Annotated in this window: 22 protein-coding genes; 11 read left to right on the top strand and 11 right to left on the bottom strand. The window is 67.0% G+C overall.

The features are described from left to right. Positions 1-69 precede the first annotated feature (69 nt). Together ACL58G_RS20155 and ACL58G_RS20160 are read right to left on the bottom strand one after the other, a co-directional pair. A complete protein-coding gene (locus ACL58G_RS20155) occupies positions 70-336 on the bottom strand; it encodes a cupin domain-containing protein (RefSeq protein WP_413388751.1) in 267 nt (88 codons plus the stop codon). A gap of 104 nt (positions 337-440) precedes the next feature. Beyond that, complete coding sequence (locus ACL58G_RS20160) at positions 441-1811, bottom strand: amino acid permease (RefSeq protein WP_413388750.1); 1371 nt, start codon at positions 1809-1811, stop codon at positions 441-443. Positions 1812-1953: 142 nt separating this feature from the next. On the opposite strand from ACL58G_RS20160, the gene ACL58G_RS20165 reads away from it, so the two are divergent. Then, the gene (locus tag ACL58G_RS20165; RefSeq protein ID WP_413388749.1) at positions 1954-4626 is read left to right on the top strand and encodes an EAL domain-containing protein; all 2673 of its coding nucleotides are present in this window, start codon (positions 1954-1956) and stop codon (positions 4624-4626) included. Between the two features lie 40 nt (positions 4627-4666). On the opposite strand, the gene ACL58G_RS20170 is transcribed toward ACL58G_RS20165, so the two are convergent. The 7 genes from ACL58G_RS20170 to hmgA form a co-directional block, all read right to left on the bottom strand. Next, the gene (locus tag ACL58G_RS20170; protein WP_413388748.1) at positions 4667-5368 is read right to left on the bottom strand and encodes an MBL fold metallo-hydrolase; all 702 of its coding nucleotides are present in this window, start codon (positions 5366-5368) and stop codon (positions 4667-4669) included. After that, the gene (locus tag ACL58G_RS20175) at positions 5369-5839 is read right to left on the bottom strand and encodes a DUF6691 family protein (RefSeq protein ID WP_440962940.1); all 471 of its coding nucleotides are present in this window, start codon (positions 5837-5839) and stop codon (positions 5369-5371) included. Between the two features lie 10 nt (positions 5840-5849). Then, positions 5850-6284 carry a YeeE/YedE family protein gene (locus ACL58G_RS20180; RefSeq protein WP_440962941.1) on the bottom strand — a complete coding sequence of 145 codons (435 nt, stop codon included), beginning with the start codon at positions 6282-6284 and terminating at the stop codon, positions 5850-5852. Positions 6285-6286: 2 nt separating this feature from the next. Beyond that, the gene (locus tag ACL58G_RS20185) at positions 6287-6607 is read right to left on the bottom strand and encodes a metalloregulator ArsR/SmtB family transcription factor (protein ID WP_413388745.1); all 321 of its coding nucleotides are present in this window, start codon (positions 6605-6607) and stop codon (positions 6287-6289) included. A gap of 39 nt (positions 6608-6646) precedes the next feature. Further along, the gene (locus tag ACL58G_RS20190) at positions 6647-7411 is read right to left on the bottom strand and encodes an OBAP family protein (protein WP_440962942.1); all 765 of its coding nucleotides are present in this window, start codon (positions 7409-7411) and stop codon (positions 6647-6649) included. A gap of 53 nt (positions 7412-7464) precedes the next feature. Then, the gene (locus ACL58G_RS20195) at positions 7465-8781 is read right to left on the bottom strand and encodes a hemolysin family protein (RefSeq protein WP_440962943.1); all 1317 of its coding nucleotides are present in this window, start codon (positions 8779-8781) and stop codon (positions 7465-7467) included. Between the two features lie 99 nt (positions 8782-8880). After that, entirely contained in the window at positions 8881-10161 is a 1281-nt protein-coding gene (gene hmgA / locus ACL58G_RS20200) for a homogentisate 1,2-dioxygenase (protein ID WP_440968072.1), read from the bottom strand. 136 nt (positions 10162-10297) lie between these two features. Here hmgA and ACL58G_RS20205 point away from each other — a divergent pair, with 136 nt between their 5' ends. From ACL58G_RS20205 to ACL58G_RS20235, 7 genes are all read left to right on the top strand, one after another. After that, complete coding sequence (locus tag ACL58G_RS20205) at positions 10298-11203, top strand: LysR family transcriptional regulator (RefSeq protein WP_413342799.1); 906 nt, start codon at positions 10298-10300, stop codon at positions 11201-11203. Between the two features lie 52 nt (positions 11204-11255). Next, positions 11256-12335 (top strand): 4-hydroxyphenylpyruvate dioxygenase, encoded by a 1080-nt coding sequence (gene hppD, locus ACL58G_RS20210; RefSeq protein WP_413388741.1) that lies wholly within the window; start codon positions 11256-11258, stop codon positions 12333-12335. Positions 12336-12603: 268 nt separating this feature from the next. Continuing rightward, on the top strand, positions 12604-13404 hold the full coding sequence (locus tag ACL58G_RS20215) for a TorF family putative porin (protein ID WP_440962944.1): 801 nt from the start codon (positions 12604-12606) through the stop codon (positions 13402-13404). Between the two features lie 14 nt (positions 13405-13418). Then, positions 13419-15428: a methyl-accepting chemotaxis protein gene (locus ACL58G_RS20220; protein ID WP_440962945.1), complete on the top strand. Its 2010-nt coding sequence runs from the start codon at positions 13419-13421 to the stop codon at positions 15426-15428. A 48-nt stretch (positions 15429-15476) separates the two neighbouring features. Continuing rightward, positions 15477-16895, top strand: coding sequence for an SH3 domain-containing protein (locus ACL58G_RS20225; RefSeq protein WP_413388738.1), 1419 nt, complete (start codon positions 15477-15479; stop codon positions 16893-16895). A 43-nt stretch (positions 16896-16938) separates the two neighbouring features. Next, positions 16939-17301 (top strand): CidA/LrgA family protein, encoded by a 363-nt coding sequence (locus ACL58G_RS20230; RefSeq protein ID WP_413344709.1) that lies wholly within the window; start codon positions 16939-16941, stop codon positions 17299-17301. Next, the gene (locus ACL58G_RS20235) at positions 17294-18034 is read left to right on the top strand and encodes an LrgB family protein (RefSeq protein ID WP_413388737.1); all 741 of its coding nucleotides are present in this window, start codon (positions 17294-17296) and stop codon (positions 18032-18034) included. Before ACL58G_RS20230 ends, ACL58G_RS20235 begins: the two co-directional genes overlap by 8 nt. Before the next feature lie 104 nt (positions 18035-18138). Here the strand turns inward: ACL58G_RS20235 and ACL58G_RS20240 are convergent, their stop codons facing one another. Continuing rightward, on the bottom strand, positions 18139-18723 hold the full coding sequence (locus ACL58G_RS20240; protein WP_413388736.1) for a hemerythrin domain-containing protein: 585 nt from the start codon (positions 18721-18723) through the stop codon (positions 18139-18141). A gap of 341 nt (positions 18724-19064) precedes the next feature. Between ACL58G_RS20240 and ACL58G_RS20245 the strand changes: the two genes are divergently transcribed. The 3 genes from ACL58G_RS20245 to ACL58G_RS20255 all read left to right on the top strand — a co-directional run bounded on the left by ACL58G_RS20245 (position 19065) and on the right by ACL58G_RS20255 (position 22509). After that, complete coding sequence (locus ACL58G_RS20245) at positions 19065-20006, top strand: manganese catalase family protein (protein ID WP_440962946.1); 942 nt, start codon at positions 19065-19067, stop codon at positions 20004-20006. 111 nt (positions 20007-20117) lie between these two features. Further along, complete coding sequence (locus ACL58G_RS20250; protein WP_413388735.1) at positions 20118-21032, top strand: ZIP family metal transporter; 915 nt, start codon at positions 20118-20120, stop codon at positions 21030-21032. Between the two features lie 109 nt (positions 21033-21141). Further along, the gene (locus ACL58G_RS20255) at positions 21142-22509 is read left to right on the top strand and encodes a family 43 glycosylhydrolase (protein WP_440962947.1); all 1368 of its coding nucleotides are present in this window, start codon (positions 21142-21144) and stop codon (positions 22507-22509) included. Between the two features lie 339 nt (positions 22510-22848). Here the strand turns inward: ACL58G_RS20255 and ACL58G_RS20260 are convergent, their stop codons facing one another. Further along, a complete protein-coding gene (locus ACL58G_RS20260) occupies positions 22849-24195 on the bottom strand; it encodes an MFS transporter (protein WP_413340390.1) in 1347 nt (448 codons plus the stop codon). Between the last annotated feature and the right edge of the window lie 33 nt (positions 24196-24228).

Raw genomic sequence — 24228 nt, forward strand, 5'->3', positions numbered from 1 at the left:
TGGGCTCCCCGAGCCCACGGGCGCAGTGTGCAGATTGTCGGCGTGACGCGTGGGCACAGGGTGCCCACCCTACCGCCGCCCCGATAGATAGGCCACGCCCTCGGGCCCGTAACTCTCGCGATGCGGCTCGTCGCGGCGCAGGTGGAACACGTCGCCGGCCCGATAGATCTTGATCTCGCCGCCCGCGTGCAGGCGGATCTCGCCTTTCAGGATCAGCGCCTTCGCTTCGAACGGGTGCGCATGATCGGCCAGCGTGCCGTTCGGCGCGCGTTCGACGAGGACCGGGTCCGCATAACCTTCCGCTTTCAGCGCATCGAGGAATTCCTGTTGTTCCATGCTGGGCTCGCAAGTGTTCGGAGTTCGTGAACGCGGAGTGTATCACTGGTCCATGTCCACACTCATCCCTGTACGACGTTGCGCGACCGGACCGGCGCCCGTGATCACGATGTCGCGCGGGCGATGCGCGCGCGCCGGCCCTCGGCCACGCGGTAGCCGATCGCCAGCACGACGAGCCAGGCCGGAATCATCCACACCGAGACGCGCAGTTCCGGCGTCGCATACATGATCGCGACGATCCCGCCGAGATACAGCAGGCACGCCCAGTTCGTGAGCGGGTAGAGGGGGCTCGGAAACGCCGTGCGCTCGCCGGCGGCCTGCCTGGCGGCGCGGAAGCGCAGGTGCGACCAGCTGATCATCGCCCAGTTGATCAGCATGCCGGCGACGGCGAGACCCATCAGGAGGCCCAGCGCCTTGCCCGGCACGGCATAGTTGACCCCCACGCACAGCGCGGTGGCGACGGCGGACACGGCCAGCGACGCCAGCGGCACGCCCCGTTCGTTCACGCGCAGCAGCGCGCGCGGCGCGTGGCCCTGCACGGCGAGGCCGTACAGCATGCGGCTGTTCGAGTACACGCAGCTGTTGTAGACGGACAGCGCGGCCGTCAGCACGACGACGTTCAGCACGTGCGCGACGACGCCGGCGTCGAGCGCCTTGAAGATCAGCACGAACGGGCTGGCGCCGGGCACGATCTGGTCCCACGGGTACAGCGACAACAACACGGCCAGCGCGCCGACGTAGAACACGAGGATGCGCCACAGCGTCTGGTTCGTCGCGCGCGGGATCGAGCGGGACGGATCGGCCGCCTCGGCCGCCGTGATGCCGATGACCTCCAGGCCGCCGAACGAGAACATGATGATCGCCATCGACATCACGAGACCCTGGATGCCGTGGGCGAAGAAGCCGCCGTGCGTCCACAGGTTGCTGACGCCGGCCTGCGGTCCCGCCCCGCCGCTCGCGAGCAGGAACACGCCATAGACGATCATCGCGATGATGGCTGCCACCTTGATGACGGAAAACCAGAACTCGCTCTCGCCGAACGCGCGCACGTTGATGAGGCTGATGCCGTTCGCGAGCACGAAGCAGCCCAGCGCCGACACCCACGTCGGCACGCCCGGAAACCAGTACTGCACGTAGATGCCGACGGCGGACAGCTCGGCCATGCTGACGAGCACATACAGCACCCAGTAATTCCAGCCCGATACGAAGCCGGCGAAGCGGCCGCAGTATTTGTCGGCGAAGTGGCCGAACGAGCCGGCGACCGGTTCGTCGACCATCATCTCGGACAGCTGGCGCATGATCAGGAAGGCGACCAGGCCCGCGACCGCGTAGCCGAGCAGGACGGACGGACCGGCCAGCTTGACCGTTTCCGCGACGCCGAGGAACAGGCCGGTGCCGATGGCGCCGCCGAGGGCCATCAACTGGATGTGCCGGCTCTTGAGGCCGCGGTGGAGTGTGGTGTGGTCGGAAGCCATGGTGCCCGCTTGCTAAAAGACAAGGATTTTAAAGCAAACGGTGGCGGATGTGACCACGCGATCGCGAACTCGTACGCGAATATCGAGGCGCGATTTCGTCGTAAAAATATGGACTTGCAAAAACACGGCGGTTCGAGCAATCTTGAACCGGACTCGTCCCGGCATGGCGGATGTCTTCCCGCATGTATTTTATAAGCAGCTGGCCAGGAATATCATGATTCAACCATCAGACGCCGGATTTTCCGCGCTGTTTCACGCCCATCCAGTACCGATGTGGGTGTATGACCTCGAAACGTTCCGCTTCATGGCGGTCAATGCCGCGGCCATCGTCCATTACGGTTATTCGGAAGCGGAATTCCTGGCCATGACGCTCCGCGATATCCGTTTGCGCGAAGATCTCGAGCGGCTGGACGACAACCTGCGGCAGCCGCAGGTACCGAGTATCGAAAAGTCCGGCATCTGGCGGCATGTCAGGAAGGACGGCTCCGTCATTCATGTGGAAATCACGTCGCATCCCTTGTGGTTCGGAGAACGCGCGTGCAGGTTCGTCCTGGCCCACGACGTCACCGAGCGCCTGCTCGCGCAGGACAAGATCATGCGTCTCAGCCGGATCTACGCCGTGTCGAGCGGTGTCAATGCGGCGATCGCCCGGATCCACACGCGTGACGAGCTGTTCGACGAGGTCTGCCGGATCGCGGTGCACGTCGGCGCGTTCAAGACGGCATGGATCGGCGCGTTCGAGCCCGATGTGCTCGAGGGGCGTGTCGTGGCGTGGTGCGGCGGCGAACGGCGCAACGTCGACCGGGTGCACTTGACCTTACGCGCCGACAGTATCGATAGCGCAAGGCCAGCCTGCGTGGCGGCGCGCGAAGTGCGGGCGGTGATTTGCAATGACGTCGCGACGGACCCCGGGCTGGCGCCGCTGGCGAGGGAAATGCTCGAGGAAGGGCAGCGTGCCGTTGCCGCGCTGCCGCTGGCGCCGGCCGGTCGCGTCGACGCCGTGATGGTGTTCATTGCCGATACCGCCGGGTTCTTCGATGCGGAGGAACTCAAGCTCCTCGATGACCTGGTCGGTGACATCAACTTTGCATTGCAGTTCATCGACAACAAGGAGCGGCTCAGCTATCTGGCGTATTACGACGTGTTGACCGGACTGCCGAACGCCAGGCTGTTCGAGGACAGGCTCGGGCAATTCATCCACTCGGCGCAGGCGGGACAGCATGTCGGCACGATCCTGGTGAATATCGATCGGTTCACGCAATTGAACGACGCACTCGGACGCCACATGGGCGACGCCCTGCTCAAACAGGTCGCGCAGCGGCTGGACGAGGCGCTGCCGGGGGGTGTCAGCGTGGCGCGGATCGGTGGCGCCACGTTTGCGATCGCCGTCGCCGAACTGGCGCAGGACGCCGACCTCGAACATATCGTCGATGAGTTCATCCTGGCGACCATCAACCAGCATTTCCGGCTGGGGCCGCACGAAGCACGTGTCCAGGCGCGGGCCGGATTGGCGCTGTGTCCCCGCGATGGCGGCGATGCCGAAACCCTGCTCAAGCATGCGGAAGCGGCGCTGCAGAGCGCCAAGCGCCTGGGCGAACCTTATCTGTATTACTCGCCGGCGATGAACGCCTCCCACGCCGCCAGGCTCGCACTGGAATCGGAGCTGCTGCACGCGCTGGATGCGCAGGAATTCGTCGTGTATTACCAGCCACGGGTTGACCTCGTGAGTGGACGCGTCGTCAGCGCGGAAGCCCTGATTCGCTGGCGGCATCCACAGCGCGGACTGGTGTTTCCCGGCACCTTCATTCCGCTCGCGGAAGAGGTTGGGCTGATCGAGCCGATCGGCGACTGGGTTCTCGATACCGTCTGCGCCCAGCAGGCGCGCTGGCTGCAGGGGAAGATCGACGTCGTGCCGGTCGCGGTCAACCTGTCGGCGGCGCAGCTCAGGAATGGAAAATTCGTACAGGACGTGACGGATGCGCTGTCCAGGCACCAGCTGCCGGCCCACCATCTCGAATTCGAGCTGACGGAATCGATGGTGATGAACGACGTGGAGCTGGCCGCGGCGAATCTGCAGGCCTTGAAGGCGCTGGGTATCCAGTTGTCCCTGGACGATTTCGGCACCGGGCATTCTTCGCTCGCCCACCTGCAGCGTTTCCCGTTCGACGCGGTCAAGATCGATCGCGCGTTCATCCGCGACGTCAATGCCAATGCCGGGAATGCGGCGATCGCGACCGCGGTCATTGCGATGGCCCACAGCCTGCATTTACGCGTGGTCGCGGAAGGGGTCGAAACGGAAGGACAATTGCAATTCCTGCGCCGGCGCCGCTGCGACGAACTGCAGGGATTTTACTTCAGCGAGGCGGTGCCGGCCGCGCAATTCGAAACGATGCTCGTCGAAAAAACGCAGCTGACGCTCGGACCGCAGGTCGATGAAGATACGCTCCTGATCGTCGACGACGAACCCAACAACCTGTCGACGCTGAGGCGACTGCTGCGGCGCGAGGGATACCGCGTGTTGACGGCGAGCGGAGGGCAGGAGGGTCTCAACCTGCTTGCCCTGAACAAGGTGCAGGTCATCATTTGCGACCAGCGCATGCCCAACATGTCGGGAACCCAGTTCATGCGGATCGTCAGGGAGCTCTATCCGGATACGATACGCATCATCCTGTCGGGATTTACCGATCTCGCGGCGGTGACGGACAGCGTCAACCAGGGGGAACTCTTCAAGTTCATGACCAAGCCATGGGACGATGGCGAACTGGTCAGAAATATTCGCGACGCGTTCCGGCTCCACCGGCAACGCAACGGCTAGGCCGCCGCCGGGCGGGTTCGGAGGCGGCCCCGGTATCCGATCAGACGCCGTGCGGCAGCCCGAGGTTGCGATTCGCCGGCACGGCGATGTCGATCAGCTTCGGCTGCGGCAGGTTCAACCCGTCCATCAGCGTCACGAAATCCTCGCGCGACCGCCCCGACACACGCGCGTTGTGCGCCTTCTCCCAGCCGATCGTCGACACCGACTGGCCCCTGTAGTCATGCCCCGGCCACACGCGCGTCGCATCCGGCAGTGCGAACAGCTTGCGCGTGATGCTGTCGTACAGCGCCGCCGCGCTGCCGCCCTGGAAATCGGTGCGGCCGCAGCCGTCGATCAGCAGCGTATCGCCCGTGAACACATTGCCGCGCCAGACGTAGCACATGCTGCCCGCCGTGTGGCCGGGCGTGTGGATCACGGCGATCGTCTCGGCGGCGCCGAAGCGGACGATGTCGCCGTCCTGCAGCTGCACTTCGGCGGGCGGGATGCCGCAGCCGCTCGGCACGGCGGCACGCGCGCCCGTCAGCTGGCGCAGGCGGCCGGCGGAGGTCACGTGGTCGGCGTGGGCGTGCGTCTCGAGGATGTATTCGAGGCGCAGGCCCAGGCGCTGCAGGTGGGCGAGGTCGCGTTCGACGTGCTGGTCGACTGGGTCGATGATGACCGCGGCGTCACTGCCGGGCGCGGCGAGGATGTACGTGAAGGTCGACGACGCGGCGTCGAACAACTGGATCGGATTGTTGTGCATTCATTCTCCCGAAGGGCCGGCCGCGGCGCGGGTACCGCCGCGTTGGGCCTCGATGCCGGCGCGGATACGCTCGGCCACTTCGAATATTGCCATGCCGGCCACCATCGCCGCAACGAACAGGAGGGTGGACCGTCCGCCGACGGCCAGCGCCGTCAGCGCCGGACCGGGGCAATAACCGACGAGGCCCCAGCCGACGCCGAACGTGATGCTGCCCAGGACGAGCGGCGCGTCGATGCGGCCCGCGCCCGGCACGCGGATTTGGCTCCCGAACAGCGGCCGCACGCGCGTGCGGGCGAAGCGGAAGGCGAGGGCGGCGACGAGGATGGCCCCGAGCATCACGAACACCAGCGACGGGTCCCAGGTGCCGCTCACGTCGAGGAAGGCGAGCACCTTGGCGGGATTGCTCATGCCGGACAGGATCAGGCCCCCGCCGAACAGCAGGCCGGCGAGGAAGGCGGTAACGAGATTCATGAAAGATTCCTCAGCGCCCGAGCACGTGGCGCACGATGAATACGGTGACGACACCGGCCGCCATGAAGCAGGCCGTGGCCAGCAGCGAGCGGGGCGACAGGCGCGCGATGCCGCACACGCCGTGGCCGCTCGTGCAGCCGTTGCCGAAGCGGGTGCCGATCCCCACGAGCAGGCCGCCCACGGCGAGCAGCGCCGGGGAATGGTCGATCTGCGCCGGCGGCATCGCGCGCATGCTCAGCCACACGAGCGGCGCGGCGAACAGGCCGAGAATAAACGTGACGCGCCACGCAATATCGCCGCGGCTGGGTCGCAGCAGGCCGCCGACGATGCCGCTGATGCCGGCGACGCGGCCATTGGCCAGCAGGAGCAGGGCCGTGGCCAGGCCGATCAGTATGCCACCCGCGAGCGATGCCCACGGGGTGAAATGGAGCCAGTCGATCCGCATGATCAGTCCTCCTTCGGACAATACAGCTGGTATAACAACCGCAGCACAGCCAGCGCTTCCGGGCTCGCCACGCTGTAGAAAATCTGCTTGCCGTCGCGCCGCGTGGCGACGAGGCCTTCCTGGCGCAGCACCGCCAGCTGCTGCGACAGCGTGGGCTGGCGGATGTCGAGCGCCGCTTCCAGCGCGCCGACGGGCTGCTCGCCCTGCGTGAGCTGGCACAGCAGCAGCAGGCGATCCGGATTCGCGAGCGCCTTCAGCAGGCCGCCGGCCTGGGCCGCGGCGACGCGCATGGCGTCCGGCGGGAGAGTCGTGACGGTGTCCATGCACTCATTCTATAAAACTACAATCTATAAATCAATAGATTATTTGCTCGGCGGCTGGGGCTGGCTGTCCACCACGCCCGGCATGTCCTGCGTCTGGCGCGGGAACTTGCCCTTCAGTGCGTCGACGCCGCCCTGCGGATGTGCGAGCGGTTTCAGGTCGGCGCGCGACTTGCGCCGGTCGCCGGTGTGGATCTTCATGCGGGTATCGCGCTCCTCGAGCATGTTGGGCAGCAGCTCGCCGTCCCGGTTGAACGACCACGCGAGCATCGGCGCACCCAGCGGCAGGGCGTCGCCGGGCTTGCCGTTGGCGCCCGTGTTCCACACGTGCCACGTCTTGCCGTAGCTGTTCATCTTCTTTTTCATCAGCGCGTGTTCGGCCGCCTCGGGCAGGCCGGGCGCGATCAGCTGGCCGCCGAGGATCTCGCCGTTGTGCGGATGCCAGTACTGGCGCTCGTCCGGCGGCAGCCTGCCGTACAGCTTTTCCGAGATGATGTATTCGATGCCGTTCAGGTTGGCCGTGCGCGTATTGCCGTCGAACAGGGCGCATTGCGCGAAGTCCTCGTTGACCTGGCGGCAGAAGTGGTGGGCCTCGACCTGCATCTCCGGATGGTCCTTCATCGGATGAAAGCCGTTCAGGTAGATGTCGAACCCGGCCAGCGGCGCGTTGCCCTGCAAGAGTTTCGCGCCCGCTTCGAGCGCGCGCGTGTCGCCGGCCTTCGGGGCGCCGGCGGGCTGCGGGTGCTGGGCGGCGGCCACGGTAGCGAACAGGCAGCCGGCCATGCCGGCGACGGTATGCAGCTTCATTGGAACCTCCTTGGTGGATAGGATCGTGAAACAGGCCGCCGGTTCCGCCCGCGTCAGGTGCGCGCCGGCGGCGCAGGCAGATGAAAAGCCAGCAGCCGGTCGATGCGGTTGCCGTCCATGTCGACCACTTCGAACCGCCAGCCTTCCCAGTCCAGCCGGTCGCCCGCGCGGGGAATCACGGCGAGCTGGTACAGCATGAAGCCGGCCAGCGTGTGGTAGGCGCCGCTGTCCTCGTCGGGGAAGTCGATGTCGGCGCCCGTGAGGTAGCGGAAGCGGTCGAGCACCATGCCGCCGTCGACGAACCAGCTGCCGTCGTCGCGCCGGACGGCGTCCGGCTGGCCGTGGTCGCTCGTCGGCGTGACGTCGCCCACGAGCGCGCTCATCACGTCGGTCAGCGTGATCATGCCCTGGATGTCGCCGTATTCGTCCACGATCATCGCCAGCTCGGCGCGGTGCTGCCTCAATTGTTCCAGCAGGTCGATGGCGCTGCTCGATTCGGGCAGGTACAAGATCGTCTCCAGGGCGGCCTCGATGTCGATGCCGGCCAGCGACTGCGTGCGGATCGCCTGGCCGAACAGGTTGCGCGCACGCACGATGCCGAGCACCTGCGAGCGGTCGCCGCGGTACACGGGGAAGCGGCTGTACGGCGATTCCGCGATGCGCGCGAGGTTGCGTTCCAGCGGCTGGTCGAGGTCGAGGAATTCCAGGTCGACCCGGGGCGTCATCAGCGCGCGCAGGTGCCAGTCGTCGAGCCGCAGGGCGCGCGCGGCGATGTCGTACTCCGCCTTCTCGAACACACCCGCGTCCGTGCTTTCCTTGATCATGCCCGTGACGTCTTCCTCGGTCGGCGTCTCGTCCTTGTGGTGGTGCATGCCGAGCAGGCGCATGATCCCGTCCGTCGTCATCGCGAGCAGCCGCACGAACGGATGCGCGAGACGGGCCATGAATTGCAGCGGGCGCGCGATCATGGCCGCCATCGTTTCCGGATACAGGATCGCGATGCGCTTGGGCACGAGCTCGCCCAGCACGATCGAAAAGAACGTGATGCCGGCCACGACGATCGCGAGCGCGGCGAGCCGCGCATAGCCGTCCGGCACGCCCAGCCCGGCGAGCGCCGGCGTCAGGCGCGCCGTGAGCGACGCTTCGCCGAACGCGCCGTTGAAGATGCCGATGAGGGTGATGCCCACCTGCACGGTGGAGAGGAAGCGGCTCGGATCGTCATGCAGGTCGAGCGCGGTACCGGCGCCGCGCCGGCCCTCGTCGGCCATCTTTTCCAGGCGCAGGCGCTTGGCGGACACCACGGCGAGCTCCGACATGGAGAACACGCCGTTGAGCAGGATGAGGGCGAGGATGATGACGATGTCGACCATGCGGGTCCCGGGTGAGATGACGGATTAATCATCGCACGAGGGAATTGAACAAGGTCGCACAGAAGCTCGCGTCGTTCCCGCGAAAGCGGGAACGACGGGTTATCGCTTTGCCGGATTGAAATGCTTGGCAATCCCCGCCCAGCAGTCCTGGTAATTTCCCTGCAACTGCGGCGACTGCAGCGCATACGGCGTCGCCACCAGCGGATTGCGCGTCTCGAACATGAACGCCATCGTGTCCGTCACCTTGTGCGGCCGGCTCGTGTCCGCGCTGCTCGCCTTGTCGAACGTGGCCGCGTCCGGACCGTGCCCGCTCATGCAGTTGTGCAGGCTCGCGCCGCCGGGGACGAAACCTTCCGCCTTCGCATCGTAGGCGCCGTGCACGAGGCCCATGAATTCGCTCGCGACATTGCGGTGGAACCAGGGCGGGCGGAACGTGTCCTCGCCGGCCAGCCAGCGCGGCGGGAAGATCACGAAATCCAGCGTGTCGACGCCCGGCGTGTCGGACGGCGCCTGCAGCACGAGGAAGATCGACGGGTCCGGGTGGTCGTAGCTGATCGAGCCGATCGTGTTGAAATGGCGCAGGTCGTATTTGTACGGTGCGTAGTTGCCGTGCCAGGCCACGACGTCCAGCGGCGAATGGTGGATGCCCGCGCGCCACAGGTTGCCGCCGAATTTCGCGACGAGCTCGAAATCGCCCTCGACGTCTTCGTAGCGGGCGACCGGCGTCAGGAAATCGCGCGGGTTGGCGAGGCCGTTCGAGCCGATCGGACCCAGGTCCGGCAGGCGCAGCAGGGCGCCGAAGTTCTCGCAGACATAGCCCCGTGCCGCGCCGTCCGGCAGGTCGATGGCAAATCGCACGCCGCGCGGGATGACGGCGATTTCCTGCGGCTCGACGTCGACCAGGCCGAATTCCGTGGCGATGGCGAGGCGCCCCTGCTGCGGCACGACCAGCAGCTCGCCGTCGGCCGAATAGAAATAGCGCCCGCGCATCGAGCGGTTCGCGGCGTAGAGGTAGATCGCGCAGCCGGACATCGCGGCCGGCGAGCCGTTGCCGGCCATCGTCACGAGGCCGTCGACGAAATCGGTGGGCGCGTCCGGCATCGGCAGCGGGCTCCAGCGCATCTGGTTCGGCGACGCCGCCACGCCGTCGAAGCCGGCGGCGATGCGGCCATTGCCCATCGCCTCGAACGGCCCGTGCATCGCGGCCGGGCGGATGCGGTACAGCCACGAGCGGCGGTTGTGGCTGCGCGGCGCCGTGAACGCCGTGCCAGACAATTGTTCCGCGTACAGACCATAAGCGACGCGCTGCGGCGAATTGCGGTGCGCCGGCAGTGCGCCGGGCAGGGCCTCCGTCGCGAATTCGTTGGCGAAGCCGGACATGTAGCGGTCGGATGAAGCGGTCAAGGGTCTCTCCAGATTGCGTGGTGTTTACGACACTCTAGAGGAGCGCGGCCGGTTTTACGAGATGAATACAAAAATGTAGACTATTTAGACCGTCAATAACCCTATCTCCCGCATGATCGAACCCTCTAGCATCGACCTGAATCTGTTATCGGTATTTCAGGAGGTCTACCGCGAACGCCAGATCTCGGCCGCCGCAAGGCGTCTGGGCCTGACGCAATCGGCCGTTAGCAATGCGCTGGCCCGGCTGCGGCGCACGTTCGGCGACGAGCTGTTCGTGCGCACGGCGCACGGTATGCAGCCCACCCCGCTCGCGCAGCAGATGGCCGAGCCGATCGGCGCCGCGATGGCCCAGGTGGCACTGGCCCTGTCGCAGCGCAGCCGCTTCGACCCGGCCACGAGCGCCCGCCGCTTCACGCTGGCGATGACGGACGTGGGCGAGGTGTATTTCATGCCAGTACTGATCGAGCGCTGCCGCACGGTGGCGCCGAACGTCGAGATCGCGTCGCTGCGGGCGAACGGGCTGACCCTGAAGGACGATATGGAGACGGGCAGGGTGGACCTGGCGATCGGCGCGTTCGAGGACGTGTCGGACGCGCTGTACCACCGCGCGCTGTTCCGCCAGCCGTTCGTGAGCATGTTCCGCAAGGACCATCCGCTGGCGAAGGGCAAGGTGGACCTGGAGCGGTTCGTGGCGGCGCCGCACCTGATCGTCGATGCCGCCCAGAGTCCTTACGACCGCATCAATGGATTGCTGGAAAAGGCCGGGGTGACGGCCGGGGCCCGGTTCCGGGTGCCGCATTTCACCGCGGTGCCGTACATCGTCAGCACGAGCGAGCTGGTGGTGACGGTGCCGCAAAAACTGGCCGAAAGCGCGGCAAGCCCGTTCGGCCTGAAGTGGATCGAGCCGCCGCTCGCCCTGCCGGCGTTGCAGACCAACGTCTTCTGGCACCGGCGCTTCAACCACGATCCCGGCATCCAGTGGCTGCGGGGACTGATTGGCGACGTGTTCGCGGAATGACGGGCGAACGCGCCGGGAGGCGCGAACATTTTAATGAAAAGAGGAATAGACAATGGCCGACCTGTTTGACAATCCGATGGGGCTGATGGGCTTCGAGTTCGTGGAATTCGCGTCGCCCACCCCGGGCGTGCTGGAGCCCGTGTTCGAAGCGCTGGGCTTCACCAAAGTGGCCGTGCACCGCTCGAAGGACGTCGTGCTGTACCGCCAGGGCGACATCAACTTCATCGTCAACAACGAGCCGAAAAGCGCCGCCTATTACTTCGCGGCCGAGCACGGCCCGTCGGCCTGCGGCATGGCCTTCCGCGTCCAGAACGCCCATAAAGCCTACGCGCGCGCGCTCGAGCTGGGCGCCCAGCCGCTGGACATCCCGACCGGGCCGATGGAGCTACGCCTGCCCGCCATCAAGGGCATCGGCGGCGCGCCGCTGTACCTGATCGACCGCTTCGAAGACGGTAAATCGATCTATGACATCGACTTCGAATGGATCGACGGCACGGAACGCCACCCGGCCGGTCACGGCCTGAAGCTCATCGACCACCTCACGCACAACGTCTACCGCGGCCGCATGTCGTACTGGGCCGGTTTCTACGAGAAGCTGTTCAACTTCCGCGAGATCCGCTACTTCGACATCAAGGGCGAGTACACGGGCCTGACCTCGAAGGCGATGACGGCACCGGACGGCATGATCCGCATCCCGCTGAACGAGGAGGGCAAGGCGGGCGGCGGCCAGATCGAGGAATTCCTGCTCAAGTACAACGGCGAAGGCATCCAGCACATCGCGCTGCTCACGGACGATATCTTCTCGACCGTCGACGGCCTGCGCGCCGCGGGCGTGCCGCTGATGACCGCGCCGCCGGCCACCTATTACGAGATGCTGGAAACGCGCCTGCCCGGCCACGGCCAGGACGTCGAGGCGCTGAAGGCGCGCGGCCTGCTCGTCGACGGCACGACCGAAGGGGGCACGCAACGCCTGCTGCTGCAGATCTTCTCGGAAACGCAGCTGGGTCCCGTGTTCTTCGAATTCATCCAGCGCAAGGGCGACGAGGGCTTTGGCGAAGGTAACTTCAAGGCGTTGTTCGAGTCGATCGAGCGCGACCAGTTGCGCCGTGGGGCGCTGAAGACCGCCGCCTGATTCGTGACCGGCATGGTGGGCTCGGGGAACCCACCTACGATCGGTTACGGTAGCGGCACGCGGACAAGAAATCAAACATTTTCAAGGTGTTAAGCGATTTTTGCGAACACCTGTGCACTTCATTTCCAGACAAATACCGGAGTGTTGCGCGCACGTCTCATTCGCCCGTTTCCCACAGATTTTCTCATCGGTTTGTAACCAAAAGCCACAAGCTCGGCACTAGAATTTCCGTACGGCATCAATACCTACTGAAATTCAACCACAAACCATGACTACCCGGCGCCTTGCTCCGTTAACCTTCCTGCTGCTGGCCGCGGCTTCGTGCGCGCACGCCGGCGAATCCGGCGCGCCGCTGACGGCGGAGGTACCCGCCGACGACCCGCTGAGCGCCACCGTCGCCGTCAGCTCGCAATACGTCTCGCGCGGCATCCGCCAGACGTGGGGCGGCCCCGCAGCGATGGCCGGCATCGACTATGCGCATCCGAGCGGCTGGTCGGCCGGCACGTCCGTCGTCAACGTCAGCGACAGGTTCATCGAGAGCGGCACCGTCGAATGGGACCTGTACGGCGGCTACAGCGGCAGCGCGGGTCCCGTCGGCTGGTCCGCGATGGTCTACTGGTACAAATACCCGGGCGCGCGCATCAGCGCGACGGACACGTCGTTCGACTACGGCGAGCTGGCGGCCGGCGTGGCCTGGAAATCGCTGTACGCCCGCTACAACTACACGTTCAGCCGCGACTTCTTCGGCATCGCGAATGCCCGCGGCACCGGCTACCTGGACGTCGGCGCCGACCAGCCCCTGACGAAGTCGCTGACCCTGAACCTGCATGCCGGCGACGGCCGCGTGGCCGGCAGCGGCAACGGTATCTGGGACTGGCGCGACCTGAAGGCCGGCCTGACGCACAAGCTCGAAGACGGCTGGACCGTTGCCCTGAACTACACCCGTGCCATCGGTGCGACCGGCACCTACAACGGCTACACGACGGGCGTGCCGCGCCGCGACGGCCGCCTGGCCGTGGCGAACGTCGCGCGCCGCGCCGTCGTGTTGTCGCTGACCCGCAAATTTTGAATCGAGGAGAAACAATGCGTCGCAACCCCCTGTCGTCTCTCTCGCTGACCGCGAAGATCTGCGCGACGGCCACTACGCTCGTGGTGCTGAGCCTCGCGGTCACGTCGGCCGTCATCGCCGTGCGCAGCAGCGGCACCGCCGAGGACGCGAGCATGCACCAGGCCCGCACGTCCGCGCGCGAAGCCGCCGCCGCCGTGCAGGCGCAGATCGGTACCAAGCTGGGCGCCGTCACCAACCTTGCCGCCGCGATGAGCGCGCTGCGCGAAGCGGACATCGCGCCGTCGCGCCCGCAGGTGTCCGCGATGACACAAGGCATGCTGCGCAGTTTTGGCGACCTGATCGGTGGTGCCGTGACCTGGGAGCCGGACGCGCTGGACGGCAAGGACGCCGACTTCGCGGGCAAGGCGCCGGAATATGACGCGACCGGCCGCTACATGCCGTACTACACGCGCAACCCGGACGGCACGCTGCACGTGGAACCGATCGTGTTCCCGACCACCCCGGGCGCGAACGACTGGTACGACATCCCCAAGGCCACGCGCAAGGTATTCTTCACCGAGCCGTACGGATATGCCGTCAACGGCAAGAACATCATGATGGCGTCGCTGGTGGCGCCGATCCTCGTCAAGGGCGAGTTCCGCGGCGTGGCCAGCGCCGACTTCCAGCTTACGCACCTGGGCGAGATCCTCGGCAAGATCAAGGTCATCGATGGCGGCGGCTTGTCGCTCGTCTCCAACGGCGGCCTGTATGCGAGCCACCCGGATACGAGCCGGAACGGCAAGAAGGCCGACGACCTGCCGCCCGCCGCGCTCGCGGCCGTGCGCGCCGGCCAGACCTATGAATACATCGACACGGCCGGCGTCGTGCACCTGCTGCAGCCGCTGCGCCTCCACCCGGACCTCGCGCCGTGGGCCGTCAAGCTGTCGTTCCCGCGCGCTGTCGCCACGGCCAGCGCGCGCCTGCTGATGGGCTATTCGCTGTTCGCGTCGCTGGTCTGCGCGATCGTCGCGGCCATCGTGATGGTGACCGTGCAGCGCCGCCTGACCCGCCCGTTGCGCGTCCTCGGCGCCACCATGACGGACCTCGCCAGCGGCAACGCCGACCTGAACGCCCGCCTGGACGCGAAGGGCACCGACGAGCTGGCACGGATCGCCGCCGGTTTCAACGGCTTCGTCACCAAGATCCAGGAAGTGCTGGTGCAGGTGCGCGCGAGCGCCGGCAGCGTCGCGGCCGCGAGCGTCGAGATCAGCCAGGGCAACATGGACCTGTCCGGCCGCACCGAGCAGCAGGCCGGCGCGCTGGAAGAGACGGCGGCTTCGATGGAACAGCTCACGTCGACCGTCGGGCAGAACGCCGACAATGCGCGCCAGGCCAACCTGCTCGCGCTCTCCGCGTCGGAGACGGCCCGCCGCGGCGGCGCCGTCGTCGCCGAAGTCGTGGAGACGATGGCCGCGATCGACACCGCGTCGCGCAAGGTCGTCGACATCATCGGCGTGATCGACAGCATCGCGTTCCAGACCAATATCCTCGCACTGAATGCGGCCGTCGAGGCGGCACGTGCGGGCGAGCAGGGCCGCGGTTTCGCCGTCGTCGCGTCGGAAGTGCGGGGGCTGGCCCAGCGCAGCGCGGCCGCCGCGAAGGAGATCAAGGCCCTGATCGGCGATGCGTCCGGCAAGGTGGAAGCGGGCAGCGCGCTCGTGCGGGACGCCGGCCGCACGATGGACGACGTCGTGTCCAGCGTGCGCCGCGTGAGCGACATCGTGGCCGAAATTTCGGCCGCCAGCGCGGAGCAGAGCACGGGCATCGGCCAGGTCAACCAGGCCATCGTGCAGATGGACGGCACGACACAGCAGAACGCCGCCCTCGTCGAAGAGGCGGCCGCCGCGGCGGACAGCCTGCAGCAGCAGGCGGACCTGCTCGTGTCGCTGGTGGGCCAGTTCAAGCTCGAGGGCGCGGCGCCGGCGCCGGTGCGTCCGGCCGTCGCCGCGCGGGGGGGGCCGCTGAAGGCGCTGGCCGCCGCGTAAACGTTCACGTTGGGCTACACTTCCGGATCCACGATCCGGAGGAGACCCATGCATACGACAGCAGCGCACAACGCCGCACGTCATTTCCTGGCCGCCATCGCCTGCGGCCTCGCCATCGCGGGCGCCGCTACCGCCGCCCAGCCGGCCGTGTCGAGAGCGGGCATCCCCGCCTTCGACGAGGCGATGCTGTCCCCCGACTACTGGATCCGGCGCGCACCCGGGCCGGACGCCGTGCTGCTGGACGCCCGCGCCACCGCCGCGCAGCGGGCCGCCGCGTACGCGCCCGGCGGCGGCTTCGTCGACGTCCGCAAGCTGCCCGCGACCCTCACGCGCGGCCAGGTGCTCGACTGGATCCGCGGCGCGGAACAGCAGACGCCCGTCAAGGTCGCGGTCGACGCCGCCGGCCATCCCGTCGGGCCGGACACCCTGCAGACCCTCCGCGACGCCACGGCCGCCGGGCAGGTCCCGGTGACGGCGCCGGCCCGCTACGGCCTCGCGGTACGCCGCGCGGCACTGCGCACCTACCCGAGCGACCGCGTGTTCTACGCGAGCCTCGACCAACCCGATTTCGAAAGCCTCACGGCCGGCACCCTGTTCCCGGGCGAGCCCGTGCTCGTCGCGCACGCGAGCGCGGACGGCCGCTGGCTGCTCGCCGTGACGACGCAGGGCCCGGCGTGGGTGCACGCCGACGACATCGCCATCGGCACGGCGGATGCGGTGTTCGGCTACGCGGCGCTGCCGCCTGGCCGCGTCGTCACGGGCGACCATGTGGCCACGGTCCACACGCGCGAGCTGCCTGCCGTGTCGCAGCTGGATCTCGACATGGGCGTGGCCCTGCCGCGCGCCGACGTGCCGCCCGACCAGCCGGTCAACGGCGCGAGTCCGTACGCATCGTGGCCCGTGCTGCTGCCCGTGCGCCAGGCCGACGGCTCGCTCGCGATCCGGCCGGCGCTGATTCGCCGCAGCGCCGATACGGCGCCGGGCTATTTGCCGCTCACGCGCGCGAACATCATCCGGCAGTCGTTCAAGCTGCTCGGCGAACGTTACGGGTGGGGCCACCAGTTCGACGCGCGCGATTGCAGCGGCTTGATCGCCGAGACCTACCGCACCATGGGCCTGCTGCTGCAGCACAGTTCCGGGCTGCAGGGGACGTCGACGGCGCTGAAACACCGCGCGTTCACGGCGGCCGACACCCACGAAACGCGCGTAAAAGCGGTGCGGGAGGCGCAGGTGGGCGACCTCGTCGTCGTGCCGGGCCACGTGCTGATGATCATCGGCCACGTGAACGGCGCGCCGTACGTGATCCAGGACGTGCCGTATGCCGTCTTCAAGGATCCGGCGACCGGCGCGCTGCGCAGGACGAAGCTGAACCAGGTCTCCGTCACGCCGCTGCTGTCGCTGTACGCCGACGACGAGAAGACGTATGTGGATGCGATGACGAGCCTCGTGCAGCCGACGCGGCGCTGAGCCGGATGCTATCCTTCGGGGAACCCAGATCGAAGGAGGTCGCTTGCTGATCGCGTTTGCCGTACTGCTCGTTTTCCAGTGCCTGGGAGAGGGGCTCGTTTTCCTGCTCCGGCTCCCGGTGCCGGGTCCGGTGGCCGGCATGCTGCTGTTGCTGGTGGCGCTCGTCGCGTTCCCGCGCCTGCACGACACCGTGGAGGCGGGCGCGAACGAGTTGCTGCGCCATCTGTCGCTGCTGTTCGTGCCGGCGGGCGTGGGCATCATCGTCGCCGCGGCGAGCGGCAGCGGGCACTGGCTCGCGATCTGCGCGGCCGTCGTCGGCAGCACCCTGCTGACCCTTGCCGTAACGGCGCTCGTGCTGCGCGCGCTCACGCCCGCCCACAAGAACGGGGAGGGCCGCGATGTTTAATGTCGAGGAATTCACCCACTTCTGGGTCTACCTGTCCGCGTCGCCGCTGCTGGGCCTCACGGTCACGCTGTGCGCCTACGTGTGCGCGCAATGGGTCTATGCACGCTGCGGTTTTTCGCCGCTCGCCAATCCCGTCGCCATCGCGATCGCCCTCGTGAGCCTCGTGCTCGCGGCCAGCGGCATGTCGTACCAGCGCTATTTCGCCGGTGCGCAGTTCGTCCACTTCCTGCTCGGTCCCGCCACCGTCGCCCTCGCCGTGCCGCTCGCGCGCCAGATGCCGCGCCTGCGCCGCAGCCTGTTCCCGCTCGCGTGCGCGCTGGTGTCCGGGTGCGTGACGGCCATCGTCAGCGCGGTCGGCATCGCCGTGCTGATGGGCGCATCGCCCGAACTGGCGCGCTCGCTGGGCCCGAAGTCGGCCACGACGCCCATCGCGATGGCCGTGTCCGAGCACCTGGGCGGCGTGCCGGCGCTGACGGCCGTCCTCGTGATCGGCACGGGCATCTTCGGCGCCGTGACGGCGCGCTTCCTGATGAACGCCTTGCGCATCGATTCGCATGCGGCGCGCGGCCTCGCGCTCGGTGTCGCGTCGCACGGCATCGGGACCGCACGCGCGTTCCAGGTCAGTCCGGAGATGGGCGCGTACGCGGGCCTCGGCATGGGCATCAACGGCGTGCTCACGGCGCTGTTGGCGCCGTGGCTCGTGCCCTTGCTGCTGCGCTGGATGGGTCAGTAAGCGAAGAAGCCCGCAACCACGCGCGGACGCGATTGCGGGCGAGGCAGGCGCGCGGAACGCCATGCCGGGGGAGCGCAGGCGGCTTGCGCCGCTGCGGAAAAGGGTCAGGCGTGCGACGGCTTACGGCTAAAGGCGCGGGCCGCGAACAGGGCGCTGGCCACGCCGACGACGATGGCGGCCGTGCTGCCCGAGAAGCCGACGGCCGTGTTGGCCGCGATCTTGCCGGCCTTCGGCGTCACCAGTTCCAGGCGGCGCTTCGTCATCTGCGCGCCCAGCTCGGACAGGCGGTCCTTGCTGAGCGTCTGCTCGGCTTCCGGCAGCAGCACGGTTTCCTCGTCGGCCACGTGGTGCTGCACGTCGCGCATCAGTTCGAACACGAGTTCGTCGTGGCGCGGCGACTTCGGATCCGTGCGGCGCAGCTCCGCAATGACGGCGCGCATTTCGTCATGTTCCGGCTCGCTCTTGTCCATCACCTTCTGGTCGTGGGCGCGCGGGCGCATGACGGGATAGAAGATTTCCTCCTCCAGCGTCGCGTGGATTTCCAGCGCGTCGCAGATCGTCTCCGCCAGCGCTTTCTTGACGCTGGGGCGCTTGTCGCGGGTGTACTGGTGGAACGTCACCATCACGTGCGAGTGATCGAAGCGGATCATGTCGGTGATGGAAGGACTCAGTTTATTCAGGGAAAACATGATCGTCTCCTGTTGGCTGTGGGGTAGCGATAAATCCATGTTAGTGCCGACGCTAGAGCTCCCGCGTAGGAGGGCGCCGCACTGTCTTGTCGGCGGATGACGCACGGGCCGCCCGGCCCAGACTGGCAATCTTCGACTGTTTCCACGTGTTCAGAATCTCGCGCGACTCGACAGGATGTCGCCTCCAATCCTACACAGACACGGCTTGGTTTCTGATTACTCGGCGCCGCAACGCTGCCAAGATGGCATCGACCGGTCGCGCTACGGCGCTTCCGTTTGTCCGCGCGGTAATGCAGGACGCGTTCCGCGCGGCCATCCAATCACACACTGGAGGAATCGGAATGTTTGCACATAACAAACGCCTGCAGTACACCGTGCGTGTCAGTGAACCAAATCCGGGGCTGGCCAACCTGATGCTCGAACAGTTCGGCGGCCCGCAGGGCGAACTGGCCGCGGCCATGCGTTACTTCACGCAGGCCGTCAGCGAAGACGATCCGGGCCGCAAGGACATGCTGTTCGACATCGCGACGGAAGAGTTGAGCCACCTCGAGGTGATCGGCCACATCGTCGCCATGCTCAACAAGGGCGCCAAGGGCGACCTGGCCGAAGCCGTCGACAGCGAAGCGGACCTGTACAAGAAGATCCACGGTGCGGGCAACGACAGCCACGTGACCCAGGTGCTGTACGGCGCCGGCACGCCGCTGGTCAATTCGGCCGGCGTGCCGTGGACGGCCGCGTACATCGACACGATCGGCGAGCCGACCGCCGACCTGCGCTCCAACATCGCCGCCGAGGCGCGCGCCAAGATCGTCTACGAGCGCCTGATCGCGCTGACCGACGACCCGGGCGTGAAGGAAGCGCTGGGCTTCCTGATGACGCGCGAGATCGCGCACCAGAAGTCGTTCGAGAAGGCGCTGTACTCGATCCAGCCGAACTTCCCGTCCGGGAAGATGCCGGGCGACCCGCGCTTCGCCAACACCTACTTCAACATGTCGCAGGGCCCGGGCGAGATGCGCGGCTCCTGGAACCAGGGCGAGAACTGGGACTTCGTGACGGACCGCGAAAAGCAGATGGCCGTCGACGGCGGCACGGGCGAGGCCGAAGTCAGGCTGCCGGCCAAGAACGTCGACGTGCTCAAGCAGATGGCCGAGCGCACCATGTCCGACCCGAATGTCGACCCGACGACCGGTGCCGAACTCGGGATGGGGAACCAGACCCTCGCTGACGGCATGACCGTGCAGCCGGGTGCGCAGCCGAGCCCGGGGGCGCCGAAGCTTCACTAAGCCGTCGTCGTCGCGCAGGCGGGGACCCAAGTTTCGCGGCTCTGCCGAGGAAATTGGGCTCCCGCCTGCGCAGGAGCGACGGTGTGTTCATCTCCAACACCGAGCCCGTGCATGGAATCACCCCTGACCAAACCCGCCTCACTCTCCTGGATGCTGCGCCCCCGCCGCCTCGCCGGCTGCGCCGTCTGCCTCCTCGGCTGCGCCGTCCTGATCTTCACGGGCTTCGGCTACCTCGCCGGCGTGCTGCAGGACGTGCCCCACGTGCGCGGCGCCCTGGTCGGCGGTGCGACGGCCGCCGCCGCGACGGCGCTCGGCACCTTGCCCATCCTGCTGTCACAGAATTTTTCGAACCGCACCTACGACTGCTTCCTCGGCTTCGGCGGCGGCGTCATGCTCGGCGCGACCGCGTTCTCGCTCGTGATCCCCGCGCTGGCTGCGGCGAAGACGGGTGGCGCCGGCAACTGGGGCGCGAGCCTGTCCGTCGGTGCCGGCATCATGGCCGGGGCGGCGCTGCTGCTCGTCCTCGACCGCTGCATGTCGACCGACGGGATTCTGGCGCATGACGATCCCCGCACGGCGCACTCCCTGAAGCGCGCCTGGATGTTCGTGTGGGCCGTCGCGCTGCACAACCTGCCGGAAGGCCTCGCGATCGGCGTCGCGTATGCGGGGGTCGACATCGACAAGGCGAACTCGCTGGCGACCGGCATTTCGATCCAGGACGTGCCGGAAGGCCTCGTCGTCGCGCTGGCCCTGCGCACGGTCGGCTATGGACGGGGTTTGTCGGCGGCGCTCGGCGTCGCGTCCGGCCTGATCGAACCGGTGGCCGCCGTCGCCGGCGCCATCCTGATCGGCATCTCGGCCGGCCTGCTGCCGTTCGCGCTGGCCGCCGCGGCGGGCGCGATGCTGTTCGTGATCGTCAACGACGTCGTGCCGGAAGCGCAGCAGAACGGCAACGGCACGTGGGCCAGCGTGGCCCTCGTCTTCGGCTTCATCCTCATGACGGTGCTGGACACGGCACTCGGCTGATACCGAAATCGCAATCGCACCCCTGTTTTATTTCATTGGTGGCGCCGACCCGCATTGCCTAAGCTGGTGGCGGGTTCAACCCATATGTATAAATAAAACAGGAGACTTCATGTTTAAAAAGCTGCTGGCAGCATGCTGCCTCGCGCTCGGCTGCGCCTCGGCCGGGGCCATCGACCTGCTGGGCGTGAACAATGCCCACGACCCAGGTACCATCACGAAGGACGGCGACACGTATTTCAACTTCACGACCGGCACCGGCATCTGGTATTCCACGTCGAAGGATCTCAAGACGTGGGCTGCGGGGCCGGGCCCCGTGTTCGCCACGCCGCCCGCCTGGGTCACGCAAAAGATCCCGAATTTCTCCGGCTCGTACTGGGCGCCGGACGTGATCCAGATGAACGGCTATTACTACCTGTACTACTCGGTGTCGTCGTTCGGCACGTCGTCGTCCGCGATCGGCGTGGCGCGCAGTCTCTCGCTGAAGAACCCGAGCTGGCAGGACCTCGGCATCGTCGTGCAGTCGTACGGCGGCAGTGCCGAGGTCAACGCCATCGATCCCGCGCTGTTCCGCGACCATGACGGCAAGGTCTACCTGAGCTACGGCTCGTTCTTCGGCGGCATCGGCCTGGCCGAAATCAACCAATCCACCGGCAAGCTGGCCGGCAGCGTGACGACGATCTGGGGCGGCGGCGGACGCGACATCGAGGCGCCGTACATCACGCGCGACGGCGGCTATTACTACCTGTTCGTGAACCGCGGCAGCTGCTGCAAGGGCGTCGACTCCACGTATTACGTCGAAGTGCAGCGCGCGACGAACATCCGCGGCCCATACTCCGGCACACGCACGATCCTGCCGGTCACCGACGGCAAGTACCGCGGCCCCGGCCACATCGCCGACCTGCGCCAGGACGGCTGCCACTTCGTTTCCACGCACTACTACGACCTGACGGACAACGGCAATGCGAAGCTGGACATCCAGCGCATGACGTACAGCGCCGGCTGGCCGGTCCTGACCCGCAACTTCACCGACTTCGCCGGCTGCGGCGGCATCAGCGACGGCGTCTACGCGTTCAAGTCGCGCCTGTCGGGCAAGGTGTTCGGCGTGGCGGGCGCTTCGACCGCGGACGGCGCACTGGTGCAGCAGTCGACCGATGCGAACGCGCGCCACCAGCAGTGGTATGTGATCGGCCATGGCGACGGCTACTACAGCATCATCAACGCCAACAGCCTGAAGAGCCTGGACGACTACAATAACTCCACGACCGCCGGCACGAACATCGCGCAGTGGGGCTACTGGGCGGGGCAGGGCCAGCAGTGGCGCTTCGCCAGCCCGGCAGCGGGTTACTACACGGTCGCGAACCAGCTCTCCGGCATGGTGCTGGACGTGCAAAACAAGAGCACGGCCGACGGCGCGCAGATCATCCAGTATCCGTCCAACGGGGGCGCCAACCAGCAGTGGTCGCTGATCCGGAAGTGAGGCAGCAGGGCGCACGCGTGTGAGGTGCGCCCACATCGATACCCGCTTCGCGCTCAATCCCGTCGCCACCGGCCAGCCCGGCCTGTGCTTCCACGCGGGCGCGCAGCTCCGTACGCCGGAAGGCATCCCGCTGGACACCCTGTGCATCCGTCGAACTGCAAGCCCTCCTCGACATCGTCGCCGGCCACCGCTGACCACCGGGGTCGACCACCGGGGTCAGAGCCCTTTTTTTGGCAAGATTTTCTGAGCCATTTCCAAAAACCGGGCTCTGACCCCGGTTCTTGGCAACAAAAAAAGCCCCGGGGGTACCGGGGCTCGGCTTTGCTATATATATGTCGCTCAGTTGCGAATCTCGAGCGCCCGGTTCAGGCTCAGCGCGGCCAGCGAGCCGACGGCGCCGGACAGCAGGTACAGGCTGACGTAGCCGAGGCCGAAGTTGGCGGCCAGGCCCAGTGCGACGAGCGGGGCGAACGCGGCGCCGACGAGCCACGCGAGATCCGACGTCAGGGCGGCGCCCGTGTAGCGGTATTGTGGCAGGAAGTTCGACGTCACGGCGCCCGCGGCCTGGCCGTACGACAGGCCCAGCAGCAGGAAGCCCACCAGGATGAACGTGTTCTGGCCGGTCACGCCGCCATCCATCAGGGTCGGGATGAAGCCGGAGAACAGGGCGATCAGCGCGGCCAGCGTGCCCAGCGTGTTGCGGCGGCCGAACTTGTCCGCGATGATGCCCGACGCCAGCACGCCGACGATGCCGAGACCCGCGCCCATCATCTGGACTTGCAGGAATTCGGCCATCGAACGGGTATCGTACAGCTGGATCCACGACAGCGGGAACACGGTCACGAGGTGGAACAGCGCATAGCTGGCCAGGGCGGCGAGGGCGCCGATGACGATGTTCGCACCCTGGTTGCCGATCACTTCGCGGGCCGGGGCCGGATCCAGCTCATGCTCGTCGAGCAGGTGGGTATAGTCCGGCGTCGAGACGAGGCGCAGGCGGGCGAACAGCGCGACGACGTTGATCGCGAAGGCGACGTAGAACGGATAACGCCAGCCCCAGACCAGGAAATCGTCCTGCGACAGCTCGGCCATCAGGTAGGAGAACAGGCCGGCGGCGATGATGAATCCCGTTGGTGCGCCAAGTTGTCCCAACATGGCGTACCATCCACGCTTGTTCTGCGGCGCATTGAGCGCGAGCAGCGACGGCAAGCCGTCCCACGACCCGCCCTGGGCAACGCCCTGGCCGATGCGCAGGATGGCCAGGGCGACGATGGACCACTCGCCCCAGCGGGAATAGGTGGGCAGCATCGAGATGGCGACCGTGGCGGAGCCCATCAGGAAGAGGGCGATGGTCAGCTTGATCTCGCGACTGTAATGACGCTGGATGACCATGAAGAACAGCGACGCGAGCGGCCTTGCCACATAGGCCAGCGCGAAGATGGCAAACGAGTACAGCGTACCTTCGAGCCGGTCCGCGAACGGGAAGAACACGGCGGGGAACACGAGGACCGAGGCGATCGCGTAAACAAAGAAGTCGAAGTATTCGGAAGCGCGGCCGATGACGACGCCGACCGCGATCTCTCCAGGCGCGATTTTCGTGTCGCGGCTGTTGATGTTCCGGGCCCCGGAGTGGGGTGCTGTGATGGGAGCGGCTCCTGCGCCGCCGTACGTGTTCGGGGTGCTCTGCATGTCTTCGTCTCCTTTTTCAGCCGGCGCCTTCTG

The sequence above is a fragment of the Massilia sp. GER05 genome (assembly GCF_052056005.1).
In the GTDB taxonomy this organism is placed as follows: Bacteria; Pseudomonadota; Gammaproteobacteria; order Burkholderiales; family Burkholderiaceae_D; genus Telluria; species Telluria orientalis.